At 72.2% G+C, this 13,652-nt stretch carries 11 protein-coding genes and 1 pseudogene; 7 read left to right on the top strand and 5 right to left on the bottom strand.

Annotated features, from left to right (window positions below):
• Nucleotides 1-88: 88 nt before the first annotated feature.
• Nucleotides 89-520 (top strand): 4-oxalocrotonate tautomerase family protein, encoded by a 432-nt coding sequence (locus OHB00_RS26815; protein WP_406438259.1) that lies wholly within the window; start codon nt 89-91, stop codon nt 518-520.
• On the top strand, nt 513-1,568 hold the full coding sequence (locus OHB00_RS26810) for a zinc-binding dehydrogenase (protein ID WP_406438257.1): 1,056 nt from the start codon (nt 513-515) through the stop codon (nt 1,566-1,568). The genes OHB00_RS26815 and OHB00_RS26810 overlap by 8 nt, the downstream gene beginning before the upstream one ends.
• A gap of 24 nt (nt 1,569-1,592) precedes the next feature.
• Here OHB00_RS26810 and OHB00_RS26805 read toward each other — a convergent pair whose 3' ends face one another.
• Complete coding sequence (locus OHB00_RS26805) at nt 1,593-2,756, bottom strand: FAD-dependent oxidoreductase (RefSeq protein ID WP_406438255.1); 1,164 nt, start codon at nt 2,754-2,756, stop codon at nt 1,593-1,595.
• Nucleotides 2,757-2,873: 117 nt separating this feature from the next.
• Here OHB00_RS26805 and OHB00_RS26800 point away from each other — a divergent pair, with 117 nt between their 5' ends.
• The 3 genes and pseudogenes from OHB00_RS26800 to OHB00_RS26790 all read left to right on the top strand — a co-directional run.
• Nucleotides 2,874-3,785: a TetR family transcriptional regulator gene (locus tag OHB00_RS26800; RefSeq protein ID WP_406438253.1), complete on the top strand. Its 912-nt coding sequence runs from the start codon at nt 2,874-2,876 to the stop codon at nt 3,783-3,785.
• Between the two features lie 29 nt (nt 3,786-3,814).
• Entirely contained in the window at nt 3,815-4,690 is an 876-nt protein-coding gene (locus OHB00_RS26795; RefSeq protein WP_406438251.1) for a PhzF family phenazine biosynthesis protein, read from the top strand.
• Between the two features lie 85 nt (nt 4,691-4,775).
• A pseudogene (locus tag OHB00_RS26790) lies at nt 4,776-5,186 on the top strand (ATP-dependent endonuclease); the annotation flags it as partial.
• Here OHB00_RS26790 and OHB00_RS26785 read toward each other — a convergent pair.
• Complete coding sequence (locus OHB00_RS26785) at nt 5,173-5,625, bottom strand: hypothetical protein (RefSeq protein WP_406438249.1); 453 nt, start codon at nt 5,623-5,625, stop codon at nt 5,173-5,175. The pseudogene OHB00_RS26790 and the gene OHB00_RS26785 sit on opposite strands and share 14 nt — an antisense overlap.
• A gap of 126 nt (nt 5,626-5,751) precedes the next feature.
• On the opposite strand from OHB00_RS26785, the gene OHB00_RS26780 reads away from it, so the two are divergent.
• Nucleotides 5,752-6,924, top strand: a complete 1,173-nt coding sequence (locus OHB00_RS26780) for a right-handed parallel beta-helix repeat-containing protein (RefSeq protein WP_406438247.1) — start codon at nt 5,752-5,754, stop codon at nt 6,922-6,924.
• Nucleotides 6,925-6,999: 75 nt separating this feature from the next.
• On the opposite strand, the gene OHB00_RS26775 is transcribed toward OHB00_RS26780, so the two are convergent.
• Both OHB00_RS26775 and OHB00_RS26770 read right to left on the bottom strand, forming a co-directional pair.
• A complete protein-coding gene (locus tag OHB00_RS26775) occupies nt 7,000-9,534 on the bottom strand; it encodes a YncE family protein (RefSeq protein WP_406438245.1) in 2,535 nt (844 codons plus the stop codon).
• 188 nt (nt 9,535-9,722) lie between these two features.
• Nucleotides 9,723-10,781, bottom strand: coding sequence for a chitinase (locus OHB00_RS26770; protein WP_406438243.1), 1,059 nt, complete (start codon nt 10,779-10,781; stop codon nt 9,723-9,725).
• Between the two features lie 198 nt (nt 10,782-10,979).
• Here OHB00_RS26770 and OHB00_RS26765 point away from each other — a divergent pair, with 198 nt between their 5' ends.
• On the top strand, nt 10,980-12,020 hold the full coding sequence (locus OHB00_RS26765; protein WP_406438241.1) for an NlpC/P60 family protein: 1,041 nt from the start codon (nt 10,980-10,982) through the stop codon (nt 12,018-12,020).
• 187 nt (nt 12,021-12,207) lie between these two features.
• Here OHB00_RS26765 and gndA read toward each other — a convergent pair whose 3' ends face one another.
• Complete coding sequence (gene gndA, locus OHB00_RS26760) at nt 12,208-13,647, bottom strand: NADP-dependent phosphogluconate dehydrogenase (protein WP_406438239.1); 1,440 nt, start codon at nt 13,645-13,647, stop codon at nt 12,208-12,210.
• Nucleotides 13,648-13,652: the final 5 nt, after the last annotated feature.

Genomic DNA, 13,652 nt, shown 5'->3' with positions numbered 1-13,652 from the left:
TCCCCTCTGGTTATAACGCTCGTCATAGTCTAGCGTGGCCTCGCTTTATAACGACTGTCATAAAGTCCGTTCTCCCGAGGAGGCACCCATGCCGATGATCCGGCTCACCGTCCCGTCCGGCGCCCTGACCGACGAGGGCAGCAGGACCGTGCGACGCGACCTGGCCGCCGTACTGCTGCGCTGGGAGGGCGCCCCCGACACCGCCTTCTTCCGTGCGCAGGCCTGGAGTTACCTCGTCGAACTGCCCGACGGCGCCCAGACCACCGCCGAGGACGACGCGCCGCGCTTCCTGGTGGAGGTGACCGTCCCCGCGGGCGCGCTGTCCGAGCGCCGCAGGGCCGGGCTGGTCGAGGACGCCACCCGGACCGTCCTGGCGGCGGCCGGGCTCACCGCCGACGACGCGCCGCGGGTGTGGGTGCTGGTGCACGAGCAGCCGGACGGGACCTGGGGTGCGGGCGGCTCGGTCGTCCGGTACGCCGACCTGGCGGCGCTGGCGAAGGGTGCGCGGGCCGGTGCGTGAACTGACCTACGTCGCCCGCGACACCGTCGAGTGGCGCGAGGCCCCGGACCCGAAGCTGCGCGGCGACGGGGAGGCGATCGTGACTCCCGTGGCGGCGACCTCCTGTGATGTGGACACCGCGATCCTGGCGGGGCACGCCACGCGGCGGCAGCCGCACATTCGGTTCAGCCTGGACCCGCCGTTCGCCCTCGGGCACGAGTGCGTGGCACGGGTCGTGGAGACCGGCGACGGAGTGACCTCCGTGGCCCCGGGTGACCTGGTGGTCGTCCCCTGGTCGATCAACTGCGGTGCCTGCGACCACTGTCGCTCCGGTCTCACCGCGCACTGCACGGCCGTACCGCACATGGCGATGTACGGCGCCCCCATCGGCGGTACCTGGGGCGGCCTCTTCTCCGACCTGGTCCGGGTGCCGTACGCCGACGCCATGCTCGTACCGCTCCCCGCCGGTCTCGACCCGGTGGCGATGGCCTCGGCGAGCGACAACTGGTCGCTGGCCTGGCGCCTGGTGGCCCCGCACCTGAGGAACCGGCCGGGCGCGCGGGTCCTGGTGGTGGCCCGGGGCAGCATCGGTCTGTACGTCGCCGACATCGCCCGCGCGCTGGGCGCGTCCACCGTCCTCCACGTCGACCCCGACCCCGGACACCGGGAGCTCGCCCGGGAGTTCGGCGCCGCCACGGCCGAGACCCTCGACCCGCCCGTCCACCACGGCTTCGACATCGCGGTGGAGGCGACGGGCCGGGTCGACCAACTGGCCCTGGCGCTGCGGTCGCTGGCGCCGGAGGGCGTCTGCGAGTCGGCCGGCAACCACTTCCGCCCCGGCGAACTCCCCCTCCTCGACATGTACCTCACCGGTGTGACCCTCCGCATCGCCCGCGACAACGTCCGCGCCCACATCCCCGACGCCCTCGCCCTGGCCCGTTCCGGCAAGGTCGATCCGGCCCGCGTCGTCTCCCACGTCCTCGACTGGGAACAGCTCCCCGAGGCCCTGCCGGAGAAGCACCTCAAGCCGGTCTTCGTGCGGGGTGAAGGCGGCGCGGGCGAGGGCTGACCCCGGCCCCGGGCGATCAGGAAGTCAGTCTGAACCGGATCCGGCTCCGGTGAACATGGCGATCAGGCCGTGCGGGGAGTCGTCGCCGAACATGTGCTCGTGGAGGTCGGCGGCGTCGGCGGCCTCCGCGGCGCTGCGCGGGAACATGGCCTGCTCGTACGCGGCGAGCGCGGCCTCGGTGTCGTCGGAGTGCGCGGCGAGCGCCTTGCCGAGTTCGGCGCCGTCGTACATCGCCAGGTTGGCGCCTTCGCCGTTCGGGATCATGAGGTGGGCCGCGTCGCCGAGCAGGGTCACCCCCGGCACCCGGTCCCATCGGTGCCCGGCGGGCAGGGTGTGCAGGGGGCGCAGCACCGGAGTGGTGTCGGCGTCGGTGATCAGCGCGGTGAGCTCGGGAGCCCAGCCGGCGAACTCGCCCGCGATCCGCGCGGCGACCGCCGCAGCCCCGGCGGGATCGAAGGGCTCGGCGGGACCGGTGAAGCCGGCGTCGGCGAACCACTCCTGCGACCGGCGCAGCGCCACGTAGGTGTGGAGGGTCCCGCCGGCCTCCCGGTGGGCCTGGATCCCCCTGCCCGGCGCGAGCGCGAACATCGCCCCGCCGCCGACCGCCTTCGCGGCGGCCGGGTGCCGGGTGTCCGCGTCGAACAGGTAGGTCTCGACGAACGAGGTGCCGGTGTACTCCGGTACGGCCGCGGACAGCAGCGGCCGCACCCGTGACCAGGCGCCGTCCGCACCGACCAGCAGGCTCGTGGTGACGGCGGTCCCGTCGGCGAACGTCACCTCGTGGCGGCCCTCGCCGAGGGCGCGGACGGCGCCGGCCTTGTGGCCCCACCGGACGGTGCCGGCCGGAAGTGATTCGAGCAGGATCCGGCGCAGCTCGCCGCGCAGCACCTCGGGTCGGCCGCCCGTGCCGTCGTCGGCCTCCTCGAACAGAACGGTGCCGTCGGCGGCGAGGGCCCGGGTCGCCTCGCGCCCTTCCAGGATGAGGTCGCGGAACTCCTCGTACAGGCCTGCCTCCCGGAGCGCCGGCTGGCCGTTGTGCTCGTGGATGTCGAGCATCCCGCCCTGTGCGCGTGCCGTCGGGGAGGCGTCCGCCTCGTAGACGGTGGCCGGGATGCCGTGGACATGCAGGACGCGGGCGAGCGTGAGGCCACCGAGTCCGGCTCCGATGATCGTGACAGGCGTGCGCATGGGACTCCTCAAGGAGTGGCGGGGCCGGTCCTTCGAGACCGGCACTCTGGAACGACATTCCAGTCTGGAATGCCGCTCCATGTTGGAACGACGCTCCAGTCATGTCAAGATGGCGCCATGGCAACGCGGACACGCCGGTCACAACGGCGCACAGAGGCGCTCTCCCGCGAGCGCATCGTCGAGGCCGCCGTCGAGCTGCTCGACATGGCCGGCGAGAGCGGGCTGACGTTCCGGGCACTGACCGAACGCCTCGCCACCGGGCCCGGGGCGATCTACTGGCACGTGGCGAACAAGGAAGAGCTGCTCGGCGCGGCCACGGACGCGGTCGTCGCCGCCGCCGTGGCCATCGAACCCACCACCCCGGCCGTCCCCGCCACCACGACCACCCCGTCCGCCGGAACCACCGGGACCACCGGGTCCGCCGCCGAAGCCCCGCTGTCGCCGTCGCTGTCGCCGTCGCTGTCGCCGTCGCTGTCGCCGCCGTCGCCGTCCGCGGAGCCCAGGAGCCCGGCCTCGCCGCAGGCCGGGATCCGGGTCGTGGCGCTCAGGCTGTTCGACGCGATCGTGCGGCATCCGTGGCTCGCGACGCAGCTCGCCGCACAGCTCTCCCGCAGCCCCTGGGGGACGGTGACGCCGCGGATCTTCGAGAGCATCGGCCGTCGGGTGCGCGCCCTCGACGTGCCCGAGAGCAGCTGGTTCACGGTGACCTCCGCCCTGGTGCACTACATCCTCGGCGCCGCCGGCCAGAACGCCGTGAACAGCGCGAGCGCCCGCGCGCTCGCACCCGGCGTGGACCGCGCCGAGTTCCTGGACACCGTGTCGACGGCGTGGGAGGAACTCGACCCCGACGAGTACCCGTTCACCCGGGCCGTCGCGGAGCAGATACGCGGGCACGACGACCGCGAGCAGTTCCTCGCCGGCGTCGATCTCGTCCTCGCCGGCATCACCGCCACCCACCCCCACCGGCAGGACCACCCGCACCATCCGGACCACCCGGACCACCCGGACCCCGCCCGCGGCCAGGAATAGCCGCCGGCCGGGGCACCGTTGCCGTGACCATGACGACGAACGCGCCACGGCCCGAGATCCTGCGCTACACCGCCTTCTCCGGCTCCCCCGACGGCGGCAACCCCGCCGGCGTCGTACTCGACGCCACCGGTCTGGACGACGGCGACATGCTCGCCATCGCCGCCGAGCTCGGCTACTCCGAGTCCGCGTTCCTCACCGCGCCCCCGGCGGGTCTCGGCGGCCAGGCCGGACGGGCGTACACCATCCGGTACTTCAGCCCCAAGGCCGAGGTGCCGTTCTGCGGACACGCCACCATCGCGACCGCCGTCGCGCTCGCCGAGCGGACCGGCCCCGGGGAGCTGGTCTTCGCCACCCGCGCGGGCACGGTGCCGGTGGCGGTGACCGAGGAGGGCGGGGCGGTCCGGGCGACGCTCACCAGCGTCGAGCCGCACACCGGGGAGATCGCCGACGCGGACCTCGCGGAGGCGCTGGCCGCGCTCGACTGGCCGGCCGCCGATCTCGACCCGGCCTTCCCGCCCCGCATCGCCTTCGCCGGCGCCCGCCATCTCGTGCTCGCGGCGGCGACCCGCGCCCGCCTCGCGGATCTCGCGTACGACTTCGCGCGCCTCGAAGCGCTGATGCACCGCCTCGACCTGACCACGGTCCAGCTGGTGTGGCGGGAGTCGGCCACCGTCTTCCACGTCCGTGACCCGTTCCCGGTCGGCGGTGTCGTCGAGGACCCGGCGACCGGAGCCGCGGCCGCCGCGTTCGGCGCGTACGCCCGTGAGCTCGGCCTGGTCCCCGAGGACGCCGTCCTCACCCTGCACCAGGGCGAGGACCTGGGCCGCCCCGGCGAACTCACGGTGACCCTGCGCGCGGGCGACCCACGCGTCCACGTCGGCGGCACCGGAGCGCGCATCGCGTGAACCACCGGCCCTCGCCCGGCGGTGCCACGGACATTCCGTGGCACCGCCGGTGCCGGGCGCAGACTCACCCCATGACGGAGCCGACGGGGCGATGGACGTCGGCCGGTTCGCCCGTCTCCTCGGACCGCCCGGCCTCGGCCTGCGCCTGGCGGGGCTCTCCGACGCACGCGAATGCCCCTACTGCACCCGCGGCCTGGAGCGGGCCGGCGCAGCGCGGCACGGCGTCTTCGTCTGCGCGGCCGACCTGGAGGACGAGCTGATCCGCGCCCTCGGACCGGCCCGGGTCGCCGAACTCGCCCGCACCGAGGGCGACGAGCGCGCCCTGCGCGCCTTCCTGAACCAGCCCGCCCAGCGTGGCCGCGCCGCGCAGCAGCAGGTGCGCCGCTTCCTCGGTACGACATCCGGCCGCAAGATCCACTACGGCCGGGTCCTCGTCGAGGCCCTGGACCCCGACCACGCACCAGCACCGCTGGACGCCCTGCTCACGGCGCTCTGAGCCCCTCGGCCCACGCGCCCTTCAGGTGCGGCGCCTCCGGGTCGGTGCCGTCGGCGTGCAGCACCTGGAGCGCCACATGGTCGGCGCCCGCGTCCAGGTGGGTCCGGGCACCCTCCGCCACCCGGGCCGTGTCACCGTGCACGATCAGCGCGTCGAAGAGGCGGTCGCCGCCGCCGTCCGCGAAGTCGGAGTCGTCGACGCCCAGGTGGAGGTGGCCGACGTGGTTGGTAAGGCCCAGGTGGAAGCCGAGGGTGGCGTACCCGATGGCGCGTGGCCGGGCGGGGTCCGTCTCCAGGACCACCTTCTGTTCGGGGGCGAGGAGCGGACCGGCGCCGAGGAGGTCGGGGGCCCGGCGGGTGTGCTCGGGGGTGACGAGGCAGGGGTGCGCGGCCGCCGTGCGGCCGCCGGCCAGGCGCCCTGCCGAAGCGTCCGCGACCACGACTGTCGATCACACTCATGAACTGGTTTTACATACATGACTATTGACGCGCTCACGCCACCCTCCTAGCTTCGCAGAGAAAGCGCTTTCCGCAATGTCCCGCATGGAGACGAACGGAGACGAACAATGCACGTGAGGCCAGTCATCGCGGCCGTCGGCCTGCTCGCCGGCACGCTCGTCGCACTGTCCGGCGGCCCCGCCCAGGCCGCGTCCACGGTGCTGTACGTGTCGCCGAGCGGCACCGACAGCGCGGCCGGCACCCAGTCGGCGCCGACCACGCTCACCTCGGCGATCAGCCGTATCGCCGCGGGCGGCACGATCTACCTGCGCGGCGGGACGTACAACTACTCGTCCACCGTGACCATCCCGGCCGGCGCCAACGGCACCTCCGGCGCGCTCACCACCCTCTCCGCCTACCCCGGCGAGAGCCCGGTCCTGAACTTCTCGGCGCAGAGCGAGAGTTCGTCGAACCGGGGGATCCAGCTCTATGCCAACTACTGGCATCTGTACGGCCTCACGGTCGAGCACGCCGGGGACAACGGCATCTACGTCGGCGGCAGCAACAACGTCGTCGAGCGTGCCGTGACCGCGTACAACCGCGACACGGGGCTGCAGCTCGGCCGGATCTCCTCCAGCACGTCCAGCAGCGCATGGCCCTCGAACAACCTGATCGTCAGCTCCGAGTCGCACGACAACGCCGACAGCGACGGCGAGGACGCGGACGGGTTCGCGGCCAAGCTGACCACCGGCACCGGGAACGTCTTCCGGTACGACGTCTCGCACAACAACATCGACGACGGCTGGGACCTGTACACCAAGACCGACACCGGCGCGATCGGCCCGGTCACCATCGAGTACTCGCTCTCCTACGGCAACGGCACGCTGAGCGACGGCAGCCAGAGCGGGGACGGCGACCGCAACGGCTACAAGCTCGGCGGCGACGACATCGCCGTCAACCACGTCGTCCGGCACGACATCGCCTACGGCAACGGGCACCACGGGTTCACCTACAACAGCAACCCCGGCACGATGACCGTCTCGAACAACGTGGGCATCGACAACGCCGAGCGCAACTTCTCCTTCGACACGGGGACTTCGGTGTTCCGGACCAACACCTCGTGCCGGTTCGCCGTCAGCGGCTCCAACGACAAGACGGTCGGCGACGCCGACAGCTCCAACCAGTTCTGGACGGGTACCAACGGCTCCCGGTGCTCCTCCTACTCGGGCGCCCTCGGCTGGTCCTTCGCCTCGTCGGGCAAGCTGAACGTCACCTTCGGCGGAACGGTCGTGAACCCCTGATCCGGTCCCGCGGATGACTCGGCCCGGGTGTCCACAGGGTGTGGACGCCCGGGCCGAGCGGGTCGTGGGCGGGGCTCAGTTGCGTACCGTCAGGTACAGCCAGCCGCCCCAGGTGTCCGCGTTGCTCGTGTCCTTGGAGCTGTGGACGTACTCCGTCCGCACCCGGAACCGCTGGTTCACCGCGTGGGTGAGGACCAGGTGGGTCACGCCGGTGCTGCCGGGGGCCATGGAGAAGCACGAGGACGTGCCGATGGTGTGCCAGGCGCCGCTGTAGTACTCCTGGGCCTGGAACTTCATGCACTGCCCGGACTTGTCCGGGGTCACCGTGCCGACCACCTGCGGCTGCACGGTGTGGTGGTAGACGCGGTAGGTGACCCCGTTGTAGGTGGTGCTGGTGTAGTAACTCCCCAGCTTCTCCGCGATCTTCACCTGGGCGGCGGCGGAGTGGGTGGCCGTCGCGGGGGCGTAGCGGTAGTCGCCCGCGAAGGACGCCGTGAAGGTCGTGTTGTGCGTGAGCTTGTACGTCGCCTTCAGGTTGCCCTTGCTGTCGACCGTGCCGGTCTTCAGGAGCGTCTTCTTGCCGCCGACGGGCGTGGCGTAGACCGAGACCGTGCGGCCGTTGTAGGTCGTGCCGAGGTGGGCCGTGACGGTCGCCGTGCCGTCGTACGCGTAGGTGGCCTTGTCGGTGGTGACGGTCACCGTCGACTTGGCGCGGGACACCTGGACGATCGCCGAGGCGGTGGCCGCCTGGTGGGCCGCGTCGCCCGGGTAGCTCACGGTGTAGGTGTTGGCGCCGCCGATGGCCGGGGTGTCCTTGACCGTGACCGTGCCGTCGGCGGCGACCGGCGCGGTCCAGGTCGCCGGGGTGGTGGTGTGGGCGGCGTCGGTGCGGGTGACGGTGACCGTCTCGCCGGCCGGGTAGGGCGCGTCGCCGAGGGTGCCGGTGAAGGAGAGGGCGGCGGCGCGGGTGGCGGCGGCGGGGGCCTTCAGGGTGAGGGCCGGGGCGTAGGGGGAGACCTGGATGCTCGCGTCGCTGGTGGTCGGCGCGTGGGTGGCGTCGCCCGCGAAGGAGAGGTGGTAGGTGAAGCGTCCGGCGGCCCCCGGGTCGTCGGTCACCGTGAACTCGGTGGTGTCCGGGTCGACGGTCACCGACGGGAGCTGGACGGTCTCCTGGGTGTCCTCGTTCGTGCGGGTGACGTCGACCTCGGTGCCCTCCTTCAGGCTGCCGAGGCGCAGTTCGGTCGTGAGCGTGTCCTTGAGGACGACCGAGTGCGGGGTGGCGGAGTCGATCTCCGGGAACGCGATGTCCGTGGACAGCCGGGCCACGTAGAGCGTCAGGGTGGCGGTGGTGGGGCGGTGGGTGGCGTCACCGGCGTACGACACCTGGTACGTGTACGTCCCCGCGTCCGGCCGGGTGTCGCTGATGCTGAACGTGCCGTCGGCGCCGACCGTGGCGTCTGGCAGGGCCGCGCCGTCGCGGGTGACCTGCAGGGCGGCACCGGCCGGGAGGAAGCCCCTGGTGGCGAGGGCGCCCGTGACGGTGAACTGCTCGGTGGGGGCCGCGTACCGCGGCGGGTTCAGGGTGAGGGTGGTGTCGCTGAGCTTCGCGGAGCCGAGCACGTCGAGGGTGTAGGCCCCGGAGGAGTCCCGGGTGACGGCGTAGAGGGTGGTGCCGTCGCCGCCCCAGGTCAGGCCGTCGGGGGCGACGGTGGTGCCGGAGGGGAAGGTGACGTGGTTCTCCGCCAGCTTGGAACCGGCGTAGAGGTACAGGCCCGCGGTACTGGCAGAGGCGATCGTGCCGTCGGTGTCGAGCGCGAGCGAGGCCGGGCCCACGGCGCCGGTGTAGTACGGGGCGGGTTCGGCGCTCAGCAGGTCCGAGGTGCGGTAGACCTCCAGGGCGGCCTGCTGGGTGGCGGCGAGCAGGACCCTGGCACCGTCGGCGGTGACCCGGAACCCGGTCGCGGTGCCGCCGCCGACGTCCGTGTCGGCCACGGCGGTCGCGGTGCCCGAGGAGACGTCGAAGGTCGCCACATGGCTGAGGCTCTGCAGCGGCTCCTCGGCCGCGAGCACCCCGCCGCCGGCCGCGAGCAGCGGCGGGACCGACCAGTGGGACAGCGAGGGCGTGGCCACCGTGCCGGACGCGTCGACCGAGCCGATCGCACCCTTGCCGTCGGCCGTCTCGTAGCCGTACCAGACCTTGCCGCCCGCCACGGCGACGGAGACGGGCGCGCTGCCGGAGCCGGTCGCGTAGCGGGCGGACTCGGTCAGGGTCGCGGTGTCGATGGCGGCGACCGCGTCGCCGTCGGCGAGGGCCGCGTAGAGGGTCGAGCCGTCGGCGGAGAGCGCGAGGCCATTGGCACCCTGCTCGTCCGTGAGGGTGGTGACCGGGGTGCCGGACAGGTCGGTCACCAGGATGCCGTTCGAACCGGCGCCCTGGCTGAAGAAGAGGTGCTGGTGGGCGGTGTCGGCCACCATGTGCGCGTAGTGCGACAGCGGCAGTGACGCCGTGCTGTCGGCCCGGGCGGCGGGGCCGGCGAGGCCGACGGTGGCGGTGGTCAGCCCGGCGACGACGGATATCGCCGCCGAGAGCGAGACCTGCTTGAGGCGCATGAAGCTCCGGGAACGGGGTGGTCAGTGTGTGAGGTGGCTGTGCGGACCATAACCGGGCCCGGCGGCCGGATCGTTGTCCGAAAACCTGATCTTCACCATGATCCGGCAAAGACTCGGCCCGGCGGGTCCCGCCGGCCGGCCGGGGCCGCCCCGGCGCGTGCCCCGACGACGGCCACCGCGCCGGGAGGTCAGTGGCGTGGGCCGCCGAACCTGGCGAAGGTGTGGCTGAAGTACCAGGGGTCCTGGGCGATTCCGGAGCAGGCGTTGGCGCCGCCGGTGCCGACGCAGTCGCCGTTGTCGCGCTGGAGGGCCCAGAAGGAGAGGGTGTCGATGCCCTGGGCGGCGGCCCAGCGCTCGACCGTCGCGGCGTTCTGGGTGGTGAACGTCTCCGCGGGCCCGAAGTCGTCGATGCCGGGCATCTCGGTGACGCCGACCATGCCCCACAGCTCCTTGGCGCTCTTGTGCGGGTAGAGGGCGTGCAGTTGGGCGTGCAGACCGTCGGCCGCGGTCTCGGTGTCGGCGGCCATGTCGTGGGCGGCGCCGTCGTAGTAGTCGAAGGTCATGATGTTGACGACGTCCACGCGCGCGTGGTCGGCGACGGCGTTCTGGAGGACGGCCAGTGCGTTGTCCTCCAGGCCCTTGGTGGTGGTCGGCAGGGTGTAGGAGAACTGGAGGGGGCGGCCGGTGCGTTCGGCCCAGCGCTCGGCCTTGGCGATCGCCTTGTTGCGGCGGTCGATTCCGGCCGTGTTGGCCAGGGAGTCCGCCTCGACGTCGAGGTCGATGCGGCTGATGCCGTACGTCGTGACGAGCTTCTCGTAGACCCCGGCGATGGCGTCCACGTCGGTGCAGCTGTCGGCGAGTTCGGTGCCGGTGGTGTCGGCGCTGTAGCCGCCGAAGGAGGGTATGGCGTTGCCGCCACGGGCCTGGAGGGCGGCGATGTCGGCGCCGAAGGTGCCCGGGGCGACGGGCTGGGTGGCGTCGCCGTTCCAGTCGGCCGTGCAGGAGCCCGCGGTGGGTGTCTGGAGGAAGGCCAGGGTGAGGTACCTGTTGCCGGACTCGGCGGCGAGCGCGGCGGGGCTCTCACCGGTCCAGGCCTCGAAGTAGGGCGCCGCGACATGGGCGGGCATGGGCTTCACATGGTGCGAGGCGGCGTGTGGTTCGGCGTGCGCGGCGCCTGCCCCGAGGGCGACGAGCGCGGCGGACAGGGCGGTTGCGGGCAGGGCGTGCAGGGCACGAGTGCGTCTCATGGACGCCCATATTTGGACTAGACCAATTAACTGTCAAGGTTCTTTACAACCACCAGACCCTTTTGTTCGATGCGCCATCAGAAGGCGGCTCCATCCAGTCAGTTCCAGCCAAGAATTTTCATGCGAAGATTTGAACTGACCATAAGAGAGTCATTAGGGTCTGTTGCCCGAACCCCTGCTCGGAAGGAGCTCGCCTCCGTGGCGTCCCATCGTCGTGCCAAGCAGCCGGGCCGTGCCCGTGTCACCGTGCTCACCTCCGCCGCCGCTGCCGCCGTGGCACTCAGTTCCCAGGCAGCCAACGCCGCGCCCAGCGAGAAGCCGAGCAAGGACGAGGTCAAGTCCCGGGTCGACAAGCTGTACGAGCAGGCCGAACAGGCCACCGAGAAGTTCAACGGGGCCAAGGAGAAGCAGGAGAAGCTCCAGAAGCAGATCTCCGCGCTGCAGGACTCCGTCGCACGCGGACAGGACGAGCTGAACGAACTCCGGGACGGCATCGGCTCCATGGCCACCGCCCAGTACCGCAGCGGCGGCCTCGACCCCTCCCTCCAGCTGTTCCTCTCCTCCGACCCGGACAGCTACCTGGACAAGGCCGCCACGCTCGACCAGCTCAGCGGCCAGCAGGTCGAGACGCTGAAGAAGATCCAGGCCAAACAGCGCGAACTGGCGCAGGAGCGGGCGGAGGCCACCGGCAAGCTCAAGGACCTGGCCGCCACCCGCACCGAACTCGGCGCGAAGAAGAAGGAAGTCCAGGCCAGGCTGGCCGAGGCGCAGAAGCTGCTCAACAGCCTCACCGCCGCCGAGAAGGCCGCCCTCACCGCCGAACAGGACCGCGCCAGCCGCTCGTCCAGCGCCCGCGTGGACCTCGGCAACGACACCTCCGCGACCGGCAGGGCCGCCGCCGCCTTCGCCGCCGCCAAGACCAGGCTCGGCACCCCGTACGTCTACGGCGCCACCGGCCCGTCCTCCTTCGACTGCTCGGGCCTGACCTCCTGGGCCTACGCGCAGGCCGGCGTCTCCATACCCCGTACCTCCGAGTCCCAGTCGACGATCGGCACCAGGATCTACTCGACCTCGGACCTCCAGGTCGGCGACCTGGTCTTCTTCTTCAACGACCTGCACCACGTGGGCCTGTACGCGGGCAACGGCCAGATCCTGCACGCCCCGCGCACCGGCACCGTCGTCCGCTACGAGTCGATGAGCACCATCGGCGGGCCGTTCATGTTCGGCGTCCGCGTCTGACCTGCCCGTCCGCAGCGCCCCGTAAGGGGCGCGGGGAACTGCGCGATCAGCCACGACGAGGCGTCGGGCCGCTGACGGCGTCTCGCGGCACTCCAGGTCGTGCCACCGTCCGGTGGGTGTCGGAGCGTGGCCCGCTGCGAGTCCTTCGTGGCTTGTCGCGCAGTTCCCCGCGCCCCTAAAGACCTGCTCAGTCCTCTGTTTCCGGGCGGCCCGCCGTCGCCCAGTGGGTGTGGAAGGTGCCGGGGCGGTCGATGCGGGCGTAGGTGTGGGCGCCGAAGTAGTCGCGCTGGCCCTGGAGGAGGGCCGCCGGGAGTCGGTCGGCGCGGAGCGTGTCGTAGTGGGCGAGGGCCGCCGAGAACGCGGGGACGGGAATGCCCCGGCGGGCCGCGGACGCGACGGTCTCCCGCCACGGCACCTGCGCGTCCGCGATCTCCTTCGCGAACTCCTCCTGGGCGAGCAGGCTGACGAGGTCCGGGTCGGCCCGGTAGGCCGCGCGGATGCGGTCCAGGAAGGACGCGCGGATGATGCAGCCGCCCCGCCAGATCCGCGCCACCGCGCCGAGGTCGATCTTCCAGCCGTACTCGGCGGCCGCGTCCTGGATCATCGTCCAGCCCTGGTCGTAGGCGATGACCTTCGAGGCGTACAGGGCGTGTTCGACGCGGGAGGCGAAGCGGTCGGCCTCGGTGGCGCTGAGTGGTGGGGTCGTGCCGCCGGGCAGACCGGCGTAGGCGGCGCGCAGCGCGCCGCGGCCGGAGGCGGCACGGGCGAACGTCGCCTGGGCGATCGCGGTGACCGGCGAGGCCAGGTCCAGCGCGGTCTGCACGGTCCAGCGGCCGGTGCCCTTCTGCCCGGCCGCGTCGGTGACGATGTCGACGAAGGGCGCGCCGGTGTCGGCGTCGACGTGCGAGAGCACCTCCGCCGTGATCTCGATGAGGTAGGAGCCGAGGCGGCCGCCGTTCCACTCCCGGAAGACGCCGGCTATCTCGGCCGGGCCGTACCCGCCGACCTGGCGCAGCAGGTCGTAGGCCTCCGCGATGAGCTGCATGTCGGCGTACTCGATGCCGTTGTGGACCATCTTCACGAAGTGCCCGGCGCCGTCCGCGCCGACGTGCGTGGCGCACGGCTCGCCGCCCACCTTCGCGCTGATGTCCTCGAACATCGGCCCGAGCACGGCGTACGACTCCGCGGACCCGCCCGGCATGACGGACGGCCCGTGGAGCGCGCCCTCCTCGCCGCCGGAGACGCCCACCCCGACGAAGTGCAGGCCCTTCTCACGCAGGGCGGCCTCGCGGCGGCGGGTGTCGGCGAAGTGGGCGTTGCCGCCGTCGATGACGATGTCACCGGGTTCGAGGAGCGGCACGAACTCGTCGATGACGGCGTCGGTGGCGGCGCCCGCCTGGACCATGATCATGAGCCGGCGGGGGCGTTCCAGGGCGGCGACGAAATCGGCGGCGGTCTCGGCGCCGACGAAGTCACCCTCGCTGCCGTACTCCTCGATCAGCGCGCGGGTGCGTGCGGGGGTGCGGTTGTGGACGGCGACCGGGTAGCCGTGCCGGGCGAAGTTCCGGGCCAGGTTGCGGCCCATCACGCCCAGGCCGGTCACGCCGATGGCTGCGGATGCGTTCACGGGAG

The organism is Streptomyces sp. NBC_00631 (assembly GCF_045206895.1).
In the GTDB taxonomy this organism is placed as follows: Bacteria; Actinomycetota; Actinomycetes; order Streptomycetales; family Streptomycetaceae; genus Streptomyces.
This window is presented reverse-complemented; position numbering and strand designations above follow the sequence as displayed.